Source organism: Microbacterium thalassium (assembly GCF_014208045.1).
GTDB lineage: Bacteria > Actinomycetota > Actinomycetes > Actinomycetales > Microbacteriaceae > Microbacterium > Microbacterium thalassium.
Genome location: NZ_JACHML010000001.1, coordinates 3,674,442 through 3,696,012 on the forward strand (window position 1 = coordinate 3,674,442; position 21,571 = coordinate 3,696,012).

General features: G+C 71.5%; 25 protein-coding genes. 12 read left to right on the forward strand and 13 right to left on the reverse strand.

Annotated features, from left to right (window positions below; genetic code table 11):
• Positions 1 to 5: 5 nt before the first annotated feature.
• Together HD594_RS17020 and HD594_RS17025 are read right to left on the reverse strand one after the other, a co-directional pair.
• A complete protein-coding gene (locus HD594_RS17020; RefSeq protein WP_184752342.1) occupies positions 6 to 497 on the reverse strand; it encodes a bifunctional nuclease family protein in 492 nt (163 codons plus the stop codon).
• Positions 498 to 574: 77 nt separating this feature from the next.
• Positions 575 to 1,330, reverse strand: a complete 756-nt coding sequence (locus HD594_RS17025) for a maleylpyruvate isomerase N-terminal domain-containing protein (RefSeq protein ID WP_184752344.1) — start codon at positions 1,328 to 1,330, stop codon at positions 575 to 577.
• A 109-nt stretch (positions 1,331 to 1,439) separates the two neighbouring features.
• Here HD594_RS17025 and HD594_RS17030 point away from each other — a divergent pair, with 109 nt between their 5' ends.
• Positions 1,440 to 1,793, forward strand: a complete 354-nt coding sequence (locus HD594_RS17030; protein WP_184752345.1) for a DUF2834 domain-containing protein — start codon at positions 1,440 to 1,442, stop codon at positions 1,791 to 1,793.
• Positions 1,794 to 1,800: 7 nt separating this feature from the next.
• Here HD594_RS17030 and HD594_RS17035 read toward each other — a convergent pair whose 3' ends face one another.
• Both HD594_RS17035 and HD594_RS17040 read right to left on the reverse strand, forming a co-directional pair.
• Positions 1,801 to 2,484: an aquaporin gene (locus HD594_RS17035; protein ID WP_184752347.1), complete on the reverse strand. Its 684-nt coding sequence runs from the start codon at positions 2,482 to 2,484 to the stop codon at positions 1,801 to 1,803.
• Positions 2,481 to 2,831, reverse strand: coding sequence for an ArsR/SmtB family transcription factor (locus tag HD594_RS17040; RefSeq protein WP_184752349.1), 351 nt, complete (start codon positions 2,829 to 2,831; stop codon positions 2,481 to 2,483). The genes HD594_RS17035 and HD594_RS17040 overlap by 4 nt, the downstream gene beginning before the upstream one ends.
• Positions 2,832 to 2,916: 85 nt before the next feature.
• Between HD594_RS17040 and HD594_RS17045 the strand changes: the two genes are divergently transcribed.
• The 5 genes from HD594_RS17045 (at position 2,917) to HD594_RS17065 (ending at position 6,937) form a co-directional block, all read left to right on the forward strand.
• Positions 2,917 to 4,227, forward strand: a complete 1,311-nt coding sequence (locus HD594_RS17045) for an FAD-dependent oxidoreductase (protein ID WP_184752351.1) — start codon at positions 2,917 to 2,919, stop codon at positions 4,225 to 4,227.
• A gap of 14 nt (positions 4,228 to 4,241) precedes the next feature.
• On the forward strand, positions 4,242 to 4,736 hold the full coding sequence (locus HD594_RS17050; protein WP_184752353.1) for a GNAT family N-acetyltransferase: 495 nt from the start codon (positions 4,242 to 4,244) through the stop codon (positions 4,734 to 4,736).
• A 149-nt stretch (positions 4,737 to 4,885) separates the two neighbouring features.
• Positions 4,886 to 5,788, forward strand: a complete 903-nt coding sequence (locus HD594_RS17055; RefSeq protein ID WP_184752355.1) for a metalloregulator ArsR/SmtB family transcription factor — start codon at positions 4,886 to 4,888, stop codon at positions 5,786 to 5,788.
• Between the two features lie 64 nt (positions 5,789 to 5,852).
• Entirely contained in the window at positions 5,853 to 6,269 is a 417-nt protein-coding gene (locus HD594_RS17060) for an arsenate reductase ArsC (RefSeq protein ID WP_184752357.1), read from the forward strand.
• Positions 6,266 to 6,937, forward strand: a complete 672-nt coding sequence (locus HD594_RS17065; protein WP_184752359.1) for an arsenate reductase ArsC — start codon at positions 6,266 to 6,268, stop codon at positions 6,935 to 6,937. Before HD594_RS17060 ends, HD594_RS17065 begins: the two co-directional genes overlap by 4 nt.
• Before the next feature lie 89 nt (positions 6,938 to 7,026).
• Here the strand turns inward: HD594_RS17065 and HD594_RS17070 are convergent, their stop codons facing one another.
• Complete coding sequence (locus HD594_RS17070; RefSeq protein ID WP_184752361.1) at positions 7,027 to 8,202, reverse strand: IS30 family transposase; 1,176 nt, start codon at positions 8,200 to 8,202, stop codon at positions 7,027 to 7,029.
• A gap of 85 nt (positions 8,203 to 8,287) precedes the next feature.
• Entirely contained in the window at positions 8,288 to 9,646 is a 1,359-nt protein-coding gene (locus HD594_RS17075) for a pyridoxal phosphate-dependent decarboxylase family protein (RefSeq protein ID WP_184753004.1), read from the reverse strand.
• A gap of 112 nt (positions 9,647 to 9,758) precedes the next feature.
• Here HD594_RS17075 and HD594_RS17080 point away from each other — a divergent pair, with 112 nt between their 5' ends.
• From HD594_RS17080 to HD594_RS17090, 3 genes are read left to right on the forward strand one after another with little or no spacing between them, the layout of a single operon-like run.
• Positions 9,759 to 10,112, forward strand: a complete 354-nt coding sequence (locus tag HD594_RS17080; protein ID WP_184752363.1) for a YidH family protein — start codon at positions 9,759 to 9,761, stop codon at positions 10,110 to 10,112.
• Positions 10,112 to 10,453: a DUF202 domain-containing protein gene (locus HD594_RS17085; protein ID WP_246414085.1), complete on the forward strand. Its 342-nt coding sequence runs from the start codon at positions 10,112 to 10,114 to the stop codon at positions 10,451 to 10,453. Before HD594_RS17080 ends, HD594_RS17085 begins: the two co-directional genes overlap by 1 nt.
• A 50-nt stretch (positions 10,454 to 10,503) precedes the next feature.
• A complete protein-coding gene (locus tag HD594_RS17090; protein WP_184752365.1) occupies positions 10,504 to 11,022 on the forward strand; it encodes a ribonuclease H family protein in 519 nt (172 codons plus the stop codon).
• Positions 11,023 to 11,052: 30 nt separating this feature from the next.
• Here HD594_RS17090 and HD594_RS17095 read toward each other — a convergent pair whose 3' ends face one another.
• From HD594_RS17095 to HD594_RS17110, 4 genes are all read right to left on the reverse strand, one after another.
• Positions 11,053 to 12,066, reverse strand: a complete 1,014-nt coding sequence (locus HD594_RS17095; RefSeq protein ID WP_184752367.1) for a tocopherol cyclase family protein — start codon at positions 12,064 to 12,066, stop codon at positions 11,053 to 11,055.
• Positions 12,067 to 12,166: 100 nt separating this feature from the next.
• Positions 12,167 to 13,549, reverse strand: a complete 1,383-nt coding sequence (locus tag HD594_RS17100) for an alpha/beta hydrolase family protein (protein WP_184752369.1) — start codon at positions 13,547 to 13,549, stop codon at positions 12,167 to 12,169.
• Between the two features lie 62 nt (positions 13,550 to 13,611).
• Positions 13,612 to 14,073 (reverse strand): MarR family winged helix-turn-helix transcriptional regulator, encoded by a 462-nt coding sequence (locus HD594_RS17105; RefSeq protein ID WP_184752371.1) that lies wholly within the window; start codon positions 14,071 to 14,073, stop codon positions 13,612 to 13,614.
• Between the two features lie 52 nt (positions 14,074 to 14,125).
• Positions 14,126 to 15,859 carry a tetratricopeptide repeat protein gene (locus tag HD594_RS17110; protein WP_221446658.1) on the reverse strand — a complete coding sequence of 578 codons (1,734 nt, stop codon included), beginning with the start codon at positions 15,857 to 15,859 and terminating at the stop codon, positions 14,126 to 14,128.
• Positions 15,860 to 15,984: 125 nt separating this feature from the next.
• Between HD594_RS17110 and HD594_RS17115 the strand changes: the two genes are divergently transcribed.
• Together HD594_RS17115 and HD594_RS17120 are read left to right on the forward strand one after the other, a co-directional pair.
• The gene (locus HD594_RS17115; RefSeq protein WP_246414094.1) at positions 15,985 to 16,677 is read left to right on the forward strand and encodes a response regulator transcription factor; all 693 of its coding nucleotides are present in this window, start codon (positions 15,985 to 15,987) and stop codon (positions 16,675 to 16,677) included.
• On the forward strand, positions 16,674 to 17,696 hold the full coding sequence (locus HD594_RS17120; protein ID WP_184752375.1) for a sensor histidine kinase: 1,023 nt from the start codon (positions 16,674 to 16,676) through the stop codon (positions 17,694 to 17,696). Before HD594_RS17115 ends, HD594_RS17120 begins: the two co-directional genes overlap by 4 nt.
• Here HD594_RS17120 and HD594_RS17125 read toward each other — a convergent pair.
• The 3 genes from HD594_RS17125 to HD594_RS17135 are packed head-to-tail and all read right to left on the reverse strand — an operon-like array spanning position 17,659 to position 20,524.
• Positions 17,659 to 18,471 (reverse strand): FAD:protein FMN transferase, encoded by an 813-nt coding sequence (locus HD594_RS17125; RefSeq protein WP_184752377.1) that lies wholly within the window; start codon positions 18,469 to 18,471, stop codon positions 17,659 to 17,661. The two genes, HD594_RS17120 and HD594_RS17125, sit on opposite strands and share 38 nt — an antisense overlap.
• A complete protein-coding gene (locus HD594_RS17130) occupies positions 18,471 to 19,070 on the reverse strand; it encodes an FMN-binding protein (protein ID WP_184752379.1) in 600 nt (199 codons plus the stop codon). The genes HD594_RS17125 and HD594_RS17130 overlap by 1 nt, the downstream gene beginning before the upstream one ends.
• A gap of 14 nt (positions 19,071 to 19,084) precedes the next feature.
• On the reverse strand, positions 19,085 to 20,524 hold the full coding sequence (locus HD594_RS17135) for a ferredoxin reductase family protein (protein WP_184752381.1): 1,440 nt from the start codon (positions 20,522 to 20,524) through the stop codon (positions 19,085 to 19,087).
• Between the two features lie 148 nt (positions 20,525 to 20,672).
• Here HD594_RS17135 and HD594_RS17140 point away from each other — a divergent pair.
• A partial coding sequence (locus tag HD594_RS17140; RefSeq protein ID WP_184752383.1) for an oxygenase MpaB family protein occupies positions 20,673 to 21,571 on the forward strand: 899 nt, incomplete at its 3' end.

The following is a 21,571-nucleotide window of genomic DNA, read 5'->3' on the forward strand; positions in this document are numbered from 1 at the left end:
GCGGTTCAGCCGCGGAAGTCCTCGGGGTCGACGTGCTCGATGAAGTCCTTGAACTCCTCGAGCCGCTCCTCTTCGTCCTCGTCGGCCAGCATGTCGGGCGTCCCCGCCTCTTCGAGGACCGCGTCGGCGACGAAGATCGGAGACCCCGTGCGCGACGCCAGTGCGACGGCATCCGACGGCCGGGCGTCGACGGTGTGGACGGTGCCGCCGGCGTTGAGGGTGACGTCGGCGTAGAAGGTGCCGTCGTCGATGCGGGTCACCTCGACCTGCGTGACCTCGGCGCCGAGCGTCTCGAGCATCGTGCGCATGAGGTCGTGCGCGAGCGGTCGCGGAGTCGCGGCGTTCTCGACGGCGACGAGGATCGAGGTCGCCTCCTGCGCGCCGATCCAGATGGGCAGGATGTTCCCGGCGCCGGGGAGCTCGGTGATCGGCTTCAGCAGGATCACATGCTGTCCGCTCGAATCGAGCGCAACTCCGGCCACGCGCACCTGGACCATGGCGGGCCTCCCTTCGCGAGCTCGGGTCGGTCCTGCCATCGTATGACCGCGGAGGGCCGCGCGGGGCCGACGGGCTGTCACGGATGGACCGGCGCGGCGCCGAAGGCGCGCACGACGCCCGGGTCCGGGCCGTCGATCGCGAAGCGCGCGGGCGCCTCCCACGGGGCCGCGCGCTCCCATACGAAGAGCGCGAGCTCCCCCGCCGTGGCCCTCACGCGCGCCGCGGCGTCGGCCTGCGGCTCGCCCGAGACCGCCCAGTCCGGCGAGATGACCCATGACCGGTCGAGGTCGGATGCCGCCAGCACGAGCGTCCCCGGCAGCGGCTCGAGCGTCGGCCGCGAGCGCGGCAGGAACTCGGCGAAGAGCTCGTCGATCCCGTCGGCGTAGTCGACGGGGGCGAGCTCGGGCGCGACCGCCCACTCGCCGCCGCCCGCGGCGCGCAGGTCGATCAGGTGCTTGGTCGTCTCGTAGACCATGCGCCGGGCCCAGAACGCGGCGGTGCCGCCGTCGCGCCCGCCGACGACCCAGCAGGGACGCTCGAACGGCGTCTCGTCGAGCGCGGCGATCAGCTCCGCCCGGCACCCCTCGTACCATGCGCGCGGATCGTCGGCCGAGACGCGCGGCAGCGTCTTGCGGTCGACCGGTCCGCCGCTGCGCACGATGCCCGCCGCCCACAGGTGGTTGCGGCCGAGGTGGTCGACGAGCGTCGCGACGTCGGGCCACAGCGGCCACGGGATCGCAGCGTCCGGCGGATGCCGATCGATCTCGGCGGCGAAGGCGGCGCCGGCACGCGCCACCATCGAGATGCGGATGTCGTCGACGTCACCGAGCATGCGCCCGAGGCTACCGTGCACCGCCGGCCGCCCGGCGGCCGCCACCGGCGCTGTGGAATCCGGTCCGTGCGGATGCCCCTCGTCGCGGATCTTCCGCGATGATCGACGCATGTCGCGTCACTGGAGTCCGCTCGCGTTCGTCTACCTCGCGCTGTCGGTCGCGGGGCTCATCGGGACCTGGTGGTTCAACGCGCTGGCGATCATCCAGCTGCGTGACTTCCTCGGAGACCTCGTCACGAGCGGACCCGCGGTGTCGTCCATCACGGTCGACCTGCTCGTCGTCGCCACCGCCGGGAGCGTGTTCCTCATCGTCGAGGCGCGACGGCTCGGCATGCGCTTCGGCTGGCTGTACGTCGTCGGGTCGGGTCTCACGGCGTTCGCCTTCACGTTCCCGCTGTTCCTCGCGATGCGGCAGCGCCGCCTGAACCAGCTCGCGTCGGAGGACGCATCCGCTCCGGCGTGACGCCCGATCAGACCTCGGCCGGGATCGCCGCCTCCGGTTCGCGCACCGGGTACAGCATTCGCACCGCCAGCCACGCGATCGCCGCCCCGACCAGCTGCGCGGCGATGAACGGCAGGACGGATGCCGGGGCGATGCCGGCGAAGGTGTCGCTGATCGCGCGGCCGACCGTGATCGCGGGGTTGGCGAAGCTCGTCGACGACGTGAAGAAGTACGCCGCGCCGATGTAGGCGCCCACCGCAGGGGCGGCGAGGTTCCCCCGGCCGGTGCGCACGAGCGCGAAGATCACCAGCACCAGCCCGAAGGTCGCGACGACCTCGGCCAGCAGGTGCGGCCACGTCGCCCGGTCGGTCGTGCTGAAGGCGGTGGGAACGCCGAACATGGCGTTGGCCAGCGCCGCGCCGCCGAGGCATCCGATGATCTGCACCGGGATGTAGACGGCGACGCTCCGCCACGATCGCCCGCCGGTGGCGGCGTCGACGAGCGACACGGCGGGATTGAAGTGGGCGCCCGACACCGACGCGAACACGGCGATCAGCACGCCGAGGCCGAGGGCGGTCGCGAAGGCGTTCTCGAAGAGGGCGAGGCCGACGTCGGTCGGCGACAGGGTCTGGGCGGCGATGCCCGAGCCGACGACGACGGCCGCCAGCCCGGCGCTTCCGAGGAACTCGGCGACGTAGGCGCGCGAGTTCACGAGGCTGCCAGCAGCTGAGCGATGCGGTCGAGGGCGCCCGGCACGAGCCGGAAGTACGCCCACGTGCCGCGCTTGCTGCGGGAGAGGAAGCCCGCCTCGGTCAGCACCTTCAGGTGGTGCGACACCGTCGGCTGACTGAGCCCGACCGGCTCGATGAGGTCGCACACGCACGCCTCGGCACCCTCGGAGGCCGCCACGATCGACAGCAGGCGCAGGCGCGCCGGGTCGGCGAGGGCCTTCATCGTGTGGGCCAGGTCGTCGGCCTCGGCGGCGCTCAACGGCTCGCGCACGAGCGGAGAGCAGCACACCGGCGCGTCGGTCGCATCGGTCAGTTCCACGGGAAGCATGCATCGATGCTAGTCGATATTGACAGGAATCAATACGTCGCCCACACTGTTATATCGACGAACATCGATATACCGGGAGATCCTTGTGACACTCATCGACCTCGCCCCCTCGGCGCCCCGCACCGACCGCCTCGCGACCCTGCCGATCGTCGTCATCGGCGCCGGACCCGTCGGCCTCGCCGCCGCCGCGCACCTCATCGAGCGCGGTCTCGACGTCACGATCCTCGAGGCCGGCGCGGACGCCGGAGCGAGCGTACGCGAGTGGGGCCACACGCGATTCTTCTCGCCGTGGCGGTACCTCGTCGATCCGGCCGCGCGGCGCCTGCTCGAAGCCGCAGGCTGGCGGCATCCGTCCCCCGAGCGGATGCCGACCGGCGCCGAGTTCGTCGAGCGCTACCTCACGCCCCTCGCGGCGCTCCCCGCGATCGCCGAGCGACTGCGGACCGGCGTGCGCGTGACGGCGGTGTCGCGCGAGGGAATGGATCGCACACGCACGCGCGGCCGCGCCGCAGCGCCCTTCGTCGTCCGCACCCGCACCGCCGACGGCGCGATCGAGCGCCTCACGGCCCGCGCCGTGATCGACGCCTCGGGCACCTGGTCGACCCCCAACCCGCTCGCCAGCGACGGGCTCGAGCTCGAGGGCATCGACGAGATCCGGGATGCCGTCACCCATGCCCTGCCCGACGTCCTCGGCCGCGACCGCGACCGGTTCGCCGGCCGTCGCACGACGGTCGTCGGTGCGGGCCACTCGGCGGCGAACACGCTGCTCGACCTGGTCGAGCTCGCCCGCCGCGAACCCGGGACGCGCGTGACGTGGCTGATCCGCAACGCCCGGGCCGCCCGCGTGGCCGCATCCGCCGACGATGACCTCGCCGGCCGGGCCGCGCTCGGCGATCGCGTCCACGCCGCCGTCGCCGAGGGACTCATCGAGCTCGTGGACGGATTCGAGATCCTGTCCGCACGGCGGGACGCCGGGCCGGTGGTCCTCGTCGGGCACCGCCGCGGGGAGCTCGCCGAGCACGAGACCGACGTGGTGGTGAACGCGACCGGGTTCCGCCCCGACCTCGCGCCCCTGCGCGAACTGCGCCTCGAGCTCGACGACATCGTCGAGGCCCCGCGCCGCCTCGCGCCGCTCATCGACCCGAACGTGCACTCGTGCGGCACCGTCGAGCCGCATGGCTTCCGCGAGCTCGCGCACCCCGAGCAGGGATTCTTCATCGTCGGCATGAAGTCGTACGGTCGCGCGCCGACCTTCCTGCTCGCCACGGGCTACGAGCAGGTGCGCTCGGTCACCGCCTGGCTGGCAGGGGATACGGAGTCGGCGTCCACCGTGAGCCTCGAGCTGCCCGCGACCGGCGTGTGCTCGACCGACATCGGCGGGTCGGGGTGCTGCTGACGCACGTGCGGAGCATGACCGCCGCCGACTGGCCCGCGGTCGCCGAGATCTACCGCGAAGGCATCGAGGACGGCGAAGCGACCTTCGAGTCCTCGGTGCCCTCGTGGGAGGCGTTCGACGCGGGGAAGCTCGCCGCGCCGCGGCTGGTGGCGATCGACGAAGCGGATGCGGTCGCCGGCTGGGCCGCGGCATCGCCCGTGTCGGCGCGGGCGGTGTACCGCGGCGTCGTCGAGCACTCGGTGTACGTCGCGCGCAGCGCCCGCGGACTCGGAGTCGGGCGCGCGCTGCTCGACGCGTTCGTCGCCGCCGCCGACGAGGCGGGCATCTGGACCATCCAGTCGAGCGTCTTCCCCGAGAACGCCGCGAGCATCCGGCTGCACGAGAGCGCCGGCTTCCGCATCGTCGGGCGCCGCGAGCGCATCGCACGGTCGACGGTCGGCCCGCGCGCCGGCGCGTGGCGCGACACCGTGCTCATCGAGCGCCGCAGCACCCGCAACGGCCTCGCCTGACCCGGTCGCCCCCCCGCCGAGACGTGGCATTCCCGCCGAGACAGCGTTCCACGGGCGAGTGTCTCAGCGCGATTGGTGCGTCTCGGCAAGGCGCGGGCCGAACGGGCGCAGGAGGAGGGTGCGCGGGCGGGTTGGATAGACTTGCGTCTATGGGTTCGGGGGACGCGGACGGCGACGCGGGCGCGCGCGGGCTGAGCGTTCTCGCGGAGCCGACACGGGCGCGCATTCTGCGCGAGATCCGCGACGCGCCGGACGGGCGCGCGATGGTCAGCCGGCTCGCGGAACTCCTCGACCTGCGCCAGCCCACCATCAGCCACCACATGAAGGCACTCCTCGACGAGGGCTTCGTCACACGCGAGCCGGACGGGCGTCGCGCGTGGTACCGGATCGCGCCGGCGCAGGCGGACCGCGTCGCCGCGCTCCTCGAGGCGGATGCCGAGCCGGCCGGCGAGCCCGATCTCGACCGGATCGCCGACGATCTGACGGCGAGGTTCCGCGGCGTCGTGTCGCCCGAGACGGTCGCGCGCTGCGTGCGCGAATCGCACGACATGCTGGTCGCCTCGGGCGGGCCGCTCGTCGCCTCGCGCACGAGCGCGTTCGCCGCGAGCCGCCTGGACGCCATCGTCAGCGCGGCGAGTCCGCACGGTCGCGGTCGCCCCGAGGTGCTCTTCGTGTGCGTCAAGAACGCCGGGCGATCCCAGATGGCCGCCGGCATCCTCCGCCACCTCGCGGGCGACCACGTCGTCGTGCGCACGGCAGGGTCTGCGCCGGCGTCGGCGATGGCCCCCGCGATCGTGGTCGCGCTCGACGAGATCGGGGTGCCCGTCGGCGGCGAGTTCCCCAAGCCCCTCACCGATGAAGCGGTGCGCGCGGCCGACGTCGTGGTGACGATGGGGTGCGGCGACGCGTGCCCCGTGTACTCCGGGCGCCGATACCTCGATTGGGAACTCGACGACCCGGCCGGACTCCCCCTCGCCGCGGTGCGCGGCATCCGCGACGACATCGAAGCACGCGTGCGCGCTCTGCTCCGGGAGCTGCTCGGAACACTCTGACGACGAGTGGACTTAACCATAGACGGCGATCTATGCTTTTCTCACCGACAGAAGGAGCCCTCCCATGGCCGACAAGCCCACCGTCCTGTTCGTCTGCGTCCACAACGCCGGACGCTCCCAGATGGCCGCCGGTTTCCTGCGCGAGCTCGGCGCGGGCCGCATCGAGGTGCTGTCGGCCGGCTCCGCCCCCAAGGACCAGATCAACCCCGTCGCCGTCGAGGCCATGGCGGAGCAGGGCATCGACATCGCCGGCAACACGCCCAAGGTGCTCACCGTCGAGGCGGTCAAGGAGTCCGACGTCGTGATCACGATGGGCTGCGGCGACGCGTGCCCGATCTTCCCCGGCAAGCGCTACGAGGACTGGGTCCTCGACGACCCGGCCGGCCAGGGCATCGAGGCCGTGCGCCCGATCCGCGACGAGATCCGCACCCGCGTCGAGGAGCTGATCACCGAGCTTGTGCCCGAGGCGGCGGCGTCGTGAGCGCCGAGAGCCCGTTCCACAACGTCGGTCAGGGCGGGCTGCTGTCGGCCGAGGCCGTGCTGCGCCGCGCGGCCGGCCGTCTCGCCCAGCACTTCACCGGCATCGTGAGCCCCGAGACGACCGAGCGGATCGTGTTCGAGTCGTACGCCGCGCTCAAGCGCACGGCCCACGTCGAGACGCACCTGGCCACGGTCGCCGAGCGGTTCGCCGCCGACCGGCTGACCGCGCTCGCGCAGTCCAAGGGACTGGTCGCCAAGCCCGTGCCCGAAGTGCTGTACGTGTGCGTCGGCAACTCGGGGCGCTCGCAGATGGCGGCGGCGCTCACGCGCCACCTCGCCGGGGACCGCGTGCACGTCCGCTCCGCCGGCTCGCAGCCGGCCGAGCAGATCCTGCCGACGGTGCTCACGGCGCTCGACGAGCTCGGCATCCCGATGGACCAGGAGTTCCCCAAGCCGCTCACCGACGACGTCGTGCGCGCGGCCGACGCGGTCATCACGATGGGCTGCGGCGACGCGTGCCCCGTCTACCCCGGCAAGCGGTACCTCGACTGGCAGCTCGCCGACCCGGCCGATCTCGACCTCGCCGGTGTGCGCGACGTGCGCGACGAGATCCGCGGCCGCGTCGAGGACCTGGTCGCCGAGCTCGTTCCGGCTCAGCCGGTCCTCTAGCACCTGTCTCGCCTCACGAACGTCGGGGAATCAACGCTCCGTCGGAGGCTCCGGCCCGGATTCCTCCTCGCTGTCAAGTGGTCGATGCATCAGGCGGCGGTGGCGAGGTATTCGTTGAGGGCTTGGGCTGGGGTCTTCATGCCCAGGGTGGGGCGGGGTCGGCTGTTGAGCTTGTCGGCGACTGCTCGTAGACCGTTCGCGTCCCAGGTGGAGAGGTCGCTGCCCTTGGTGAACCAGTGGCGCAGGAGCCGGTTGGTGTTCTCGTTCGTGCCGCGCTGCCAGGGCGAGTGCGGGTCGCAGAAGTACACCGGTGCCTGCAGCTTGAGCTGGATGTCGGCGTAGTCGGCCAGTTCGGTGCCGCGGTCCCAGGTGATCGAGCGCCGCAGGTGCCAGGGCAGCTGGTTCATCTCGCGGATCATCGCGCCCGCGACCTCGTCCGCGGTATGCCGTCCGGGCAGGTGCAGCAGCACCGCGAACCGGGTGGTGCGCTCGACCAGCGTTCCGATCGCGGACCGGCCGCCGGCGCCGAGGATCAGGTCCCCTTCCCAATGGCCGGGCACGGCACGGTCCTCGACCTGCGCGGGACGGTCGCTGATCGTGAGCGCGTTCTTGAACGGGCTGACCCAACGGACGCCGTCGCGGGGTTTGCGCGCCTCGCGGCCGGTCGAGAGCTGACGCGCGAGATCCTGCCGCAACTGTCCCCGCCCCTGCACATACAGCGCCTGGTAGATCGTCTCGTGACTCACCCGCCAAGTCTTGTCGTCCGGATGGTCGCGTTCGAGCACATCGGCGATCAGCTTCGGGCTCCACCCGTCATCGATCCACTCCTCGACCCGCACCGCCAGACCGGCATTGGCGATCAGCTTGAACGGTTTCGGGCGCCGCCGGGCACGCTGCGCCTCCAGCTCCGCGACCGCGGCCCGGTACTGACCATCACGGCCCCGATGACGGGCGAGCTCACGGGAGATGACCGACTGGTCACGTCCGATCCGACGCGCGATCTCACGCTGCGACAGCCCCGCCCGCCGCCCGGCCTGGATCTCGATCCGCTCTTCCAGACTCAACCCGCGACCGGGTCGCACGTCCGGCCGCAAAGGATCGAGCACAGGGATGTGACTGCGACGTGTCGGCATGCCGACAGTGTTCCGCCACCAGATCCCCACCGCGTCACCAGACGCGCCGATCAACGCCCCCGCCCGCACGAACGACAACCCCTGACACACCGCCAGGAACGCCGCGTCCTTCGCCGCCACAGTGAATCGCATCGCCGCCTCCGCTCAGTGATGCAACGACCGTATGAATCCACCCTCCGACGAAGACGCGATTCTCCGACGGTGGAGGCGGAGGCGGCTACGCCAGGGTGTCGAGGATGCTCGTGAGCAGCTCGAACGTCGTCAGCGGGCTCACGATCGCGAAGCGCAGCACCGGCTCGCCGCGGTGCGAGCTCGGCACCACGAAGCCGAGCTGCTCCTCGAGGAGCTGATCCGACCACGCCGCGTAGTCGGCGAGGCTCCAGCCCTCGCGCCGGAACACCACGACCGACAGCTGCGGATCGCGCACGAGTGAGAGACCGGGCCGGCGCTCGATCTCGTCGGCGATCTCGCGGGCCAGGTCGATGCCGTGCTCGATCGCCGAACGGTACTCGTCCGTGCCGTGGGTCGCGAGCGAGAACCACAGCGGCAGTCCGCGGGCGCGGCGCGTGAGCTGGATGCCGAGGTCGGACGGGTTCCAGTCTGCGCCGCCGGTCAGGGTGTCGAGGTACTCGGCCTTCTGCGTGTGCGCCAGCAGCGCCTGATCGGGGTCGCGGTAGATGAGCGCGCACGCGTCGAACGGCGCGAACAGCCACTTGTGCGGGTCGACGATGAGCGAGTCCGCCTTCTCGACGCCCGCGAACACCGGACGCATCCGGTCGACCAGCATCGCCGCGAGACCGTACGCCCCGTCGATGTGGAGCCACACGCCGCGCTCCTTCACGGCGTCCGCGACCGAGGCGATGTCGTCGACGATTCCGAAGTTGGTCGTGCCGCCGGTCGCGACCACCGCGAAGACGGCGTCGCCGTGCTCGTCCAGGGCGCGCGCGACGGCGTCGCCGTGCAGGCGCCCGTCGTCGCCGGTCGGCACGTCCACGACGTCGACGTCCATCACCGCGGCCGCGGACGCGATCGACGAGTGCGCCTCCGCGCTGCCGACGACCGCCCAGCGACCCGGGTCGGGACGCCCGAGGTCGCGGTTGCGGCGCCGGGCGACGTCCCGCGCCGTCACGAGCGCCGACAGGTTGCCGATCGTGCCGCCCTGCATGAACACGCCGCCGGCGCCCTGCGGCAGGCCGAACTCGGCCGCCAGCCAGTGCAGCACCTCGTTCTCGGCGAACACGGCCCCCGACCCCTCCATCCACGAGCCGCCGTACACCGACGACGCCGACACGACGAGATCGAACGCGATGGCGGCCTTCGTCGGGGCGGACGGGATGAACGACAGGTACGCGGGGTGGTCGGTGGTGACGCACGCGGGCGCGAGGACGTTCTCGAACAGCGCGATGGCGCGCCGCGCCCCGATCCCGTCGGCGCTGATCGAGCCGGACGCGAGACGCGACAGATCGCGCGGCGTCAGCGGCTTGTCCAGCGGCACGTTCTCGTACACCGCGCGCCGGCGCGCGTAGTCGAGCACCTCGTCGACGATCGAGCGGGTGTCGTGCGAGATGGCGTGCATCTTCTCGGGCGGGACGGATGCGGTCACAGCTGCTCCTTCGAGTCACCTCACAGTAGGGAGGGCAGGATGGGAGAATCAACACGCACGTGTGCGCCGACCCGAAGGAGCCCGGATGAGCCGCTTCCCCCGTTCCGTGTTCGGCCACGGCGCGGAGCCGGACATCCGGTTCACCCTCGCCAACGAGCGCACCTTCCTCGCCTGGATCCGCACCGCTCTGGCGCTGCTCGCCGGCGGTGTCGCCCTCGAGGTCCTCGGGCTCGAGCTGCAGCCCGAGCTGCGCCTGACGGCATCCCTCACGCTGGTGATCTCGGGGGTGCTCACCCCGGGTCTCGCGTGGGTCAACTGGATGCGCACCGAGAAGGCCCTGCGCCTGGAGCAGCCGCTGCCCGGCTCCCTGCTCGGGCCGGTCCTCACCGTCACCGTCACCGTCTCGGCCGTCCTCGTGCTGCTGGCCGTCGTGGTCTGATGGCGCTGTTCGATCCGGGGCTCCAGCCCGAGCGCACCGAGCTGGCGTGGCGCCGCACGACGCTCGCGGTCGCCGTCGGGTCGCTCGTCGCCCTGCGTCTGCTGCCGGATGTCTTCGGGCACGTGCTGTGGGTGCTCCCCGGCGCGCTCGGGCTGGTGGCGTCCGGCCTGATCTGGCTCGCCGCCCGGCGGCGCTACAGCGCCGTGACGGCGTCGGCGATCGAGCACGGCGATCGAGCCCCGCACCCGGACGGCCGCCTGCCGCTCGCGCTGGCGGGGTTCGCCACGGCGGTCGGCCTCCTCGGTCTCGCGATCGTGGCGGTCATCGCCGCCGCGCGCTGAGGCGGCGGCGCGGCGCGCCGGGAGCGCCCCGGGCGGGTAGCCTTTCCCGAGTGACTGACGACCGGCCGTACATCGTGGCAACCGACGGAGCATGCAAGGGCAATCCGGGACCGGCCGGCTGGGCCTGGGTCGGCGAGGACGGCCACTGGGCGGCGGGGTCGATCCCGAAGGGCACGAACAACATCGGCGAGCTCCTGGGCCTGCTCCGCGCGATCGACGACCACCGGGACGTGCGCAACCTCGTCGTGCAGGCCGACTCGAAGTACGCGATCGACACCTACTCGTCGTGGATGGACGGCCACCGGCGGCGCGGCTGGAAGACCTCGAGCGGGTCGCCCACGAAGAATCGCGAGCTGCTCGAGCAGCTCATCGCCGCGCGCGACGCGCGGCGGGCGGCGGGGATGCCGGACGTCGTGCTGGAGCACGTGCGCGGCCACTCCGGCCACGTGCTCAACGAGTGGGCGGACGAGCGCGCCGTGCGCGCGTCGACCCACGCCGCCAAGGGCGTCGAGAGCGCGTGGTCGTCACTGTCGGGCCAGGACCGGCTCGACGTGTCGTCCGCGCCCTGAGCCGTCCGTATGCCGGGCGCGGCATCCGGTCTACGTCTTGAGCGAGAGCAGTCGCTCGGTGTCGCCGAACACCTCGAGCCCGGCGACCTCGGCCACCCCCTCGAGCAGGGTCCGGCCGTCCGGGTCGCGGTGCCGGAACACGACGGTGGTGTCGAGGGTCTCCTCCACGCGCTGATGCATCGCGGTGCGCAGCGGGGCGTGCAGCAGTCCTCCCCGCGTGCGCTCGGCGTCGAGGTCGAGGGTGCCGTCGGGCCCCTCGACGGTCCAGCGCACGTGCGTGTCGGTGATCTGCAGTCGCCGCTCGCGCGAGCGGTTGTACGTCGTCCACTTGTGGAGCCGTCCGCTGTGGCGGAAGCCGATGATCGAGCCGCGGAACGACGACCCGAGCCACGGGATGATGGCCACGGACGCGATGAGCGACGCGTCGGTGCCGTCGCCGACCGCCGCGTCGATGTGGTTGCTCGCGAGCCACACATACCCGGATGGGAATGCCTCGCCCCAGTCCTTCTCGATGTAGCCGCGACCGTCGTCGAACGAGGTCGGCGTTCCTTCGATCTCGACCGCGCCGCTCAGCCCGTGGCCGAACGACACGATGCCGTGGAAGCACTCCATGAACGGCACCAGTCCGTACCAGCCCATGATGCCGGGCTCGCGCAGCGTCACGGGCCACGGCTCGAACGGCGTCGTGACCTCGACCCGCCCTCGCAGCTGCGGGACGTCGAGCGTGAAGCCGGACGCGTCGAAGGTGTTCGGCCCGATTGAGACCTCGAACCGGTCGTCGCGGGCACGGAAGTCGTCAGCGGGGAACCGGTGGTACCAGGATCGCCCCGTCAGGCCGTCGAGCACCTGCACGAACGCCTCGTCGTCGAGCGTGCCGGCCGCGTCCAGGCCCTTGAAGATCCCCGGGATCACGGCCCAGCGCTGGGAGCGGTCGGCGCTGATGAGCTTGACGTACCAGCCCTCGAAGAATCCCTTGCGGATGCCGTGCCCGTGGAAGGCCTCCGGGTGCCGGACGCCGCGCAGCCATGCCGCCGGGGATCGCATGGTGCCCACTGTAGGGGGTTCGCGGCGGCGCGGTGCCGCGTGGTCCGCACCGCCGCGAGCCGGCCGGGTGCCGCGGCTGTCGCGGCTCCCGGCCGGTGACTCACATCATGTTGCGGTCGGCGAGGAACTCCTGCGGGGGAACGCTCACGAACGCCGAACCGCTCTCATCGAGCGACGCGGCGAGCTTGTTGAGCTTCGGCACCGAGCTGCTCGCGCCGCTCCAGTGGCCGGTGACCACACGCTCTTCGAGCACGACGATGCCCGCGGCGATCTCGGCGGGCGTGAAGGCGCAGTGGCCGTCGCGCTCGACGAACATCTGGCGCAGCAGAGCCGCGTCTCCCTGACCGCGCACGTCTTCGGCGTACTCCTCCTCGACCTGGACGGGCGCGAGGATGTCGATCGTGGTGTGCAGGCTCAGCACGGGCATCTGAAGGTCGCCGGTCAGCCCGGAGTGACCGAACAGCGTCTCGACCGATCCCGGGTCCGCCTCGATGTCGGCCGTCTCGGTGAGCAGCTCGAGGTCGGCCTTCAGGTCGAGGCCCGCCTGCTTGTAGAGCTTCTCGACGAGCTTGCGGTCTTCGGAGGACTGGAACAGCTTGGCGTAGTCCACGCCGGTATTCCAGGTGCCGTTGCCGCCCGCGGCGGTCTCGATGTCGTACCGCCCGGCGGTGACGAAACCGATCGTCGTCTGGAGGAGCCCGTACATCGACTCCTGCCACTCCTGCAGGCTCCCGGAGTCGTCGCCCGGCAGGTGGAACAGGGCCGCGGCGAGCGCGTTGCGCGCCTGTCCCTCGGGGGTCGCCTGTGCCGCGCCCACCGCACCGAGCAGAGCGCCGGTCGCTGCGAACGCCGAGCCGAGGCCGGTCACGCCGTATCCCTCGATCTGGATGTCGTGCTCCGGGTCGAGCAGCTGGTTGATGGCGTGCGCCGCGTCGAGCTGGTAGTTGTTCAGGTCGACGCCGCCCTCCATGAGTCCGCACGTCGGGAGCGCGCCCTCGATGACGTCTCCGGCGGTCTCGGCGATCCGCCCGGTCACGAGCCCGCCCATCGAGGTGCCGTAGGCGAGGATGTGCTCCGGCTCGACGCCGCTGACATCGAGTGCCGCGTCGAGCGAGCCGAGCTGGTCGTCGACCGCCGTCGGCAGAGCCCAGCCTCGCCCTGCGTAGCCCGAACCGACGAGCGCGTAGCCCATGTCGAGGAGCAGATCCCCGGTGCCGTCGTTCGGCGCGATCTGCGCGGGGTTGGCACTGCCCGCGAACGACGGCCGGTAGCCGTGGCTGTACAGCAGCACCGTTCCGTTCCAGTCGTCCGGGACGACGAAGCTCCACTCGGCGCCGCTGGCCAGGGTTCCGGTGTACTCGGTCTCTGCGGCTGCCGCCGGCGACGCGGGAAGCGCCACCGCCAGAAGCGCTCCCGCCGCGATGGCGGCCCCTGCGGCCTTCAGTCGTGTGCGCCCTCGTGCGGGCGCGGTGGTGTCGGGCATGCGAACTCCTTCGTTCGAACGGACCATCTGGTTAATTAATTATCAACTAACTTGATGATTGATCAAGAGTCCGTGCCCAATTCGCTGAGCGCTCGCCGTCCTTCCGTCAGCCATACCGCCAGCCCCGCCCGCTCGTCCGGAGACAGCTGCCCGAACGCCGCCTCCTCGATGCGCGAGACGTCCGCGCGGCATTCGCCCAGGAACGCATGCGCCCGCTCGGTGACCGAGATGACCAGCCGCCGCCGATTGGCCGGGTCGCGGTGACGCTCGATGAAGCCCGCCTCCTCGAGAGCGCGTACGACTCCCTCCATCGCCTGAGGCGTGACGAAGGAGAGGCGCGCGAGCTGCGCCGCGCTGAGCTCCGGATGCTGCTCCAGCACCGTGAGCGCGGTGTATTGCGGCACCGTGATGCTGTGCTGCCTCAGCACACCGTCCAGCCGCGCGCGGATCCCCATCTCGAGCTGCTTGACGAGGTAGATCAGGCGCGGGCCGTCGGCATCCGCGCGATCGGATTCATCCCCCATGGCGACACCCTATGGCGCGGGTGGCGCCGGGCGCACACCGGCAGCCGGGGGGTCAGCCGTGGTGCTGCGTCGCGTGCTCGTGGGACGAGTGGTTCTGGCCGGCGTGGTCGTGATCGCATTCGCACCCGTCGTGCGCCAGGGCCAGGTGGTGATGATCCGTCGCGGGCGTATCGGCGTGCGTCGTGTCGAGACGGCAGAAGCACGACGCTTCGATGGGCACGTCCGCGAGAGCCTTCGCCATGGTCAGCTGCCCGCCGATGATCCGGGCCTCGCCATGACGCCCCAGCCGGCGCAGGCACTCGTGGTACCCGTGCAGGCTCCACACGTTGGCGGGATGCTGGCGGGCTCGGGGGATGGTCCCGTCGACGCCGAGATCCGCCTCGTACACGCTGCACGCCTCTTCGACGCGTCCCTGCTCCAGCAGCAGAGCACCGTACGCGTGGCGTGTCGGCTGCATCCAGCCCCACGGCTCGTCGTACAGCAGAGTGTCGTCGAGGTCGATCGACCGGCGCAGATGCTCGAACGCCTCCTCCACGTCGCCGCGGCGATACGCCAGTTCGCCGGCGAGCATGGCGCCTGCGACCTTCAGCACATCGCTGCACGAGTTGTTGAAGAGCATGTGCTCCTCGGGCACGTCCGCCGACGCCGCCTCGAACAGGCGCTGCTCCGCTTCGGCGCGCGCGATATCGCCCGTCGCCGCCGCCGCGACCCCGCGGCCGTAGTAGGTGAGGGCGGTGGTCATGCTGTACAGCGCAGTGTCCGTCGGCACCGCCAGTGCCAGCAGCTCGTCCCACAGGCCGAAGCGCACCAGCACGTGCACGCGCATCCCCACGAATGCCTCGAGCCACTCCGCCATGGGCGGCGACGGCACGCGCAGCAGGTCCTCGGGGATCGACTCCTCGAGCCGCGCGACCGTCTCGAGCGCGATGCGCGACTGCCCGAGGAAGAGGGCCCCGTAGACCGCGAAGTGGTAGTTGTGCGCGCGATAGAGCGTGTAGAACTCCATCATCCCGCGCTCGGCGACGTACTTCTCGTCGGCGCGGATCGCATCCAGGTTTCCGGCCACCACGCGCCGGTAGTCGCCGCACAGCACGTCCAGGTGCGTCGGCATGTGCTCGAGGTGACCCGAGTCGGGTACGAGTCCGCGCAGGCGGTCGGCGATCGGCACGGCCTGCTCGGGCGTGGTCGACATCTCCATCAGGTGGATGTAGAGGTGCAGCACGCCGGGATGGTCCTCGCCCCCGAGGTCCGCGAGTGCGTGGTCGAGGACGGCGCGCGCCTCGATCGCGCGCGAGCCGGGCGCCGGATCTCCGGTGACGATGTCCCACAGCTGCCACGGAGTGAGATTCATGAGCGCATCCGCATAGAGCGTCGCCACATCGACGTCGTCCGGGTGTGCGTGGTAGACCGCGCTCATCGCGTCGGCGTACAGAGGGTCCCAGATCGAGCAGTCCTCGGCCGGCACACCGTCGGGATAACGGGCACGGAGCGCGGCGGCGAGGGCCTGCTCGACCGGCGTCGCGTTCGCGGCGAGCTCGACGGCGCGTTCCACGGCGTCGTGGGTCCGCCGCACGCTCGACCGCAGGTCGTCCTCGTCGAACGCCTCCCACGGCTTGTTGTAGTTCGGCCCGAGCGCATAGGCGATCCCCCACCACGCCATGGCGCATTCGGGATCGAGTTCGGCGCACCTCTCGAAGCAGCGCACGGCCTCCTCGTGGTTGAACCCGTAGGTCCAGTTCAGGCCGCGGTCGAACCACACCTGGGCCTCGGGCGACGCGGTCGTCACCGCCCGTGAATATCTCCCCAGGTCGAAGGGGTAATCCTCATCCGGCGTCGTCACGCTCCCTGGCCTACCAGCCGCGCGCAGGCCGATCAAGGGTCCGCGTCCGCTCGAGCCGGATGCGGGGAAGAATGGGAGACGTGACGCGTGACGCCGACGGCTCGAACCACCCCGCCCTCCTGTATGTCGAGGACGACGCCGAGATCGCCGAGATGACGATCGAGGTGCTGTCGGACGTCTACCGGGTCGACCACGCCGTCGACGGGCGTGCCGCCCTCGACCTCGCGCTGCACAACCGCTACGACGCGATGGTCGTCGACCGCCGGCTTCCCGGCATGGACGGTGCGGAGTTCATCGAGAAGGTCCGCACGGCGCGCATCACGACACCCGTGCTCATGCTCACCGCCCTCGGCTCCGTCGCAGATCGCGTGAGCGGGCTGGATGCCGGCGCGAACGACTACCTCGTCAAGCCGTTCGACTACGACGAGCTGCTGGCGCGGCTGCGTGCGCTGCGACGCGGGTTCGCGGCCACCGGGCGCCGCCGGGTCCTCGGCGCGTGGGTCTTCACGCCCGACTCGCTGGCGCTGTACAGCCCGTCCGAGGCGCGCGTGGCGCTGACGGCGACCGAGGCGGCCCTGCTCGAACTCCTCTCGGCCAGTCCCGAGCACGTGTTCGGCCGCGACGAGATCCTGAGCGCGGTGTTCGCCGCGGGCGACGCACCGGGATCGGTCGACACCTACGTCCACTACATCCGGCGCAAGTCCACACCCGAGATCATCGAGACGGTGCGCGGCCGCGGCTACCGCGTGGGAGCGCCGACATGAGCGACATCGACGACCGGCGCCGCGTGCGCGCGGCGGCGCTCCGGGTCGGCCTGTGGGTGGGCGCGGCATCCGCGCTCATCATCGCGGCGGGCGTCGGCATCCTCGTCGCGGTGATCCTGGTGCGCGCGCGACCCGAGCGCGAGTACGAGTACGAGTCGGATGACCACCACGGAGGCGGCGTCAGCGGCGGCGAGATCGTCGTGGACGTCGATCGCATCCTGCCCTGGGTCATCGTCCTGGGCGTCCTCGGCGTCCTGCTGCTGACCGTTGTCGCGTGGCTCGCGGCGCGGCGGTCGGTGCATCCGCTCGCCGAGGCCCTGCGCAGCCAGCGGGCGTTCGTGTCGGACGCCAGCCACGAGCTGCGCACGCCGCTGACGGCTCTCAACAGCCGCATCCAGATCGTGCAGCGACGCTACGAGCGGGGCGATCCGATCGACGACGCGCTCGGCGACCTGCGCCGCAACGCGAACGCGATGGACGACGTGCTCACCGATCTGCTGCTGACGGCCGAATCGGATGCCGCCGGCGACGGGGCGACGGCGGATGCCGCGGCCTGCGCCCGCGATGCGGCGGAGTCGCTGGCGCCCGTCGCGGCCGAGCATGCGGTCTCGATCGTGGTCGACGCCCCGCACGCCGCGCGTGCCGCGATGGCCGCTGTCACCCTCACCCGGCTGTGCATCGCCCTCGTCGACAACGCCGTGCAGCATTCGCCCGAGGGCGCGACGGTGCGCGTGCGCGTCGACGCGTCCGAGACGGATGTCGGCGTGCGGGTGATCGACCAGGGCCCCGGCATCGCGGATGCCGACCGTGAGCGGATCTTCGAGCGGTTCGCCCGGTCGGGCGAGACGGGGCGCCGTCGCGGGTTCGGGCTGGGACTGGCCCTGGTCCGCGACGTGGCTGCCCGGCACGGCGGGGCCGTGAGCGTCGAGGACACGTCTCCGTCGGGTTCGACGTTCCTGCTCGAGGTCCCTGCGGCGTCTGCTACGCGGGGACGCCGACGCTCGCGGGCTGGACGCTGACCGGAGTCGCACCGGTCCACCGGCGCACGCGCCCGGCGCCGTCCAGGAGGATGCCCATGCGCGTGTCGGCGCCGGCGAGCCACGACAGGTCGTCGAACCCGGCGACCGCGGCCGCGGTCGCCCACACGTCGGCGGCGGCGAGGCCGTCGCCGACGACCGTCGCCGACACCACGTGGTCGACCGGTTCTCCTGTGCGCGGATCGATGATGTGCCGGCCGCGCTCGGCGGAGCCGCTCGTCGCGACGGCCCCGTTGCGCACGTCGACGGTGGCGACGACCTCGCCCGGCCGGCCGGGATCGGCGATGCCGACATGCCACACCCAGTCGGAGTCGTCGGCGGTGAACAGCTGTATGTCCCCGCCGGCGTTGATCCCGGCGGCGATCACTCCCGGCTGGAGCACGAGCGGCGCGAGGTGCCGGACCGCGGCCCTCTCCACCGCCCATCCCTTGACGTAGCCGGTCGGGTCGAAGCCTCCGCGCCAGCGGGCGGAGAACCGTCCCTGCGTCGACTCCTCCCACTGCGAGCACGCCGCCGCCACCTCGGCGACGTCCGGCGCGGCCTGTTCGATCGTGAGCTCGCCGCGGCGGATCCGCGAGATGTCGGAGTCCTCGCGGTAGGGCGAGAACACGCGGTCGGCTTCCCGGAGCTCGGCGAAGCAGGCCTCCATCGCAGGCCGCGCGTCGACGTCGGCGCCGGGAGCGGTCAGCGCATGGATGCTGACGGCGGTGCCCATGATGTGGCGGACCTCGACCTGCCGCCCGGGTGCGGCGCCCATCACTGCTGCGCCTGGTCGATCGCGCTCTGCAGCGACTGGATGTATCCCTGGCTGGTGTAGGTGGCGCCCGAGACCATGCTGATCGACGACGACTGAGCGCTGATGGTCTCGTCGACCAGGATCGGCAGCGCGTACGAGTTGATCTGGACGTCGTGGTGATCGTGCGACGGGTACTGCGGCACGTCGACCGATGTGATCTCTCCGCCCGAGACCGTGATCGCCACCTGGACGGCGCCGTACCGGGTGTTCGCGGCGTCGCCGGTGTAGGTCCCGTCCGCGAGGCTCGACGAGCTCGTGGACGAGGACGACGATGACGACGACGAGCTCGAGCCGGAAGAGGTGGAGCCCGAGCTCGCCGACGAGTCGTCCTCGTCGTCTTCGCCGTCCTCGTCGTCCTCGTATTCGTCCTCGTCGTCGTCGCTCGACGAGTCGGACGCGCTGGAATCGGTGTCCGAGGTCGTGCTGTCGGCGCTCGTCGTGTCACTGCTGATCGTCGCCGCGGAGGTGTCGACGACCGACTCGTTCCACGACGTCTTGTAGCTGAACAGCAGGACGAGACCGCTGAGGGTCGCCAGCACGCTGTAGATGATCTTCTTCATGATGACTCCTGGGGCTAGACGGCGAACGCTTCGCTGTGGATGCGGGTGGAGGAGACGCCGGCGGCGCGCAGGTCGCGCTTGACCTCGTCCATCCAGGGGACCGGCCCGCACAGGTAGACGTCGTAGGCGCTGAGGTCGGGAGCGAGACTGCGGATCACATCACGCCCGTTCGCGCTGACCCCGGCGGGAAGCCACGCGGATCCGGTACGCGAGCGCGGGCCGTTGAGCGTGAAGTGGCGCACGCCGCGCTGGGAGACGAGACGGGCGATGGCATCGAGGCGGAGCGCCTCGGCATCCGAGTGATCACGCGTCAGCAGCGTGGCGGCGCCGGGCGCGAACGCGGCGCCCTCGAGGATCGACACGAGCGGCGCGACGCCCGCTCCCGCACCGATCATGAGGAGCTTGGTGCCGCTGCGCGCGGACTCGGTCATGTGCCCGTAGGGCCCCTCGAACATCACGCGTGTGCCGGGCTTGAGCGTCGTCATGCGGCGGGTGCCGTCGCCGACGATGCGTGCCGAGATCGTGAGTTCGCTCGCCGTCGGCGCCGCGGCGAGGGAGAGCGGGTGGCCGCGTGTCCAGCCGGCTCCGTCGAGGAAGCGCCACACGAAGAACTGTCCGGCCTCGGCCCGCAGCCGCGACACATCGCGGCCGGTCATGCGGACCTCGACGCCGTTGCTGCCGTCACGGCGGACGCTTGAGACGCGGAGGCCCTGACGCCACGACCGCCATGCGGGGATGCCCAGCCGCCAGATGAGGACGGCGGCGGCGGTGACCGCCCACAGCGACCACCAGTACGCGGTTGCGACCGGGGATGTCAGGAAGTCCGCGCCCGTCCACAGCATGTGCGGGATCGCGAGGCCGACACCCAGGTAGCCGTAGAGGTGCAGCAGGTGCCACGACTCGTAGCGGAGCTTGCGTCGGGACTTGCGGATGGAGGTGACGACCACCATGACGAGCAGGATCGTCCCCGCGGTGGCCAGCAGCATGCCGGGGTACTCCCAGATGAACTGCCACAGCTGAACGAAGGGATTGATCGCCGCTTGCGCCGCATACCCCGCCACCAGCAGCGCGATGTGCGCGACCAGCAGCCAGAACGACCAGAACCCGACCAGGCGGTGCATTCGCGTGATGCCGTCGCGCCCGAAGCCGCGCTCGAAGAGCGGAATCCGCGCCATCAGCAGCACCTGGTACAGCAGCAGGTTCGCCGAGACCAGTCCCGTGATCCGGCCCAGCGTGTTGAGCATCGCCGCGCCGCCCGCGAAGAGGTCCTGCACGGCGCCGCCGCTGACCCAGAGGGCCACGACGACGAGGCTCGTGAGCCAGATCACGGTGACCGCGACGGCGTTCCACACGGCGCGGGACCGCGACGAGCGCCGCCCGACGGGGAAGGGAGGGGCGGCCGGCGCGGTCCGCGGCGCGGGGGCCGCGATGCGAGGGGAGGTCAGGGTTGCCATGTCCCTCATGCTGGAGCGGGCGTTCTGAGACTGCGCCAAGAATCGGCCGTTCTGGGGAAGCTCATAGGTTCCGCATAGCGGGGGCATGCTCGGGGCCCACCCCGGATTCCCCTGGCCAGTGCACAGCGGGCGATGCGATGCTGACAGCATGCCGTTGCGCGCCCGTCTGCTCACCGCCCTCTCCGGCGACCCGGAGGGGGCACCGGCGTGGGTGCTCCGGCTCGCCGAGGGCGACGACGACGGATGCTTCGCCGAGGACGGGCCCGCGTGGACGGTGCACGCCGGCATGGGCACGCTGGTGGCCGGCATCCGCGCTCTGCTCGTCCAGGCGCTCCACCCGGGCGCGCTCGCCGGCGTTCAGGACTGGTCGCGGTATCGCGAGGATCCGCTCGGGCGGCTGGCCGGTACGGTGCGCTGGGTGATGTGCGTGACGTACGGCTCGCGTGAGCAGGCGGATGCCGAGACCCGGCGGGTCGCGAGGCTGCACGAGCGGGTTCGGGGCGCGTACACCGCAGGTGACGGTTCGACCCATTCGTACACCGCCGCCGATCGCGACCTCGTCGAGTGGGTGCATCTGGCGTTCACGGATGCCTTCCTGACATGCCACGAGTCGCTCGAGGGCCCGGTCCCCGGGGGCGCCGATGCCTACGTCGCGGACTGGGCCACGGCCGGCTCGCTCATGCACGTCCCCGATCCTCCGCGCACGGCCGAAGATCTCCGCGCACGCATGCACGGCTTCCTCGAGCGCGGCGAGCTCGCCGGCGGAGCGCACGTCGACGAGGTGGTGCGGTTCCTGCGACGGCCGAAGACCCCGGGGGTGATGATGGGCGTCGGCTATCGCGTGCTCTTCGCCGCCGCTGTCGCGACGATTCCGCGGGAGTATCGCACGCTGCTCGGCGTCCGCCGATCGCCGCTGCCGGTCCTCACGCTCGCGAGGATGCTGCTGCCGATCGTCCGCCGCTCGCTGGAGAGCGGGGGCCCACGCGCGAACGATCGTGCGCGCGAGCGCCTCGCGCGGCTGCGCCACGCGCAGACGGAGCGAACTGC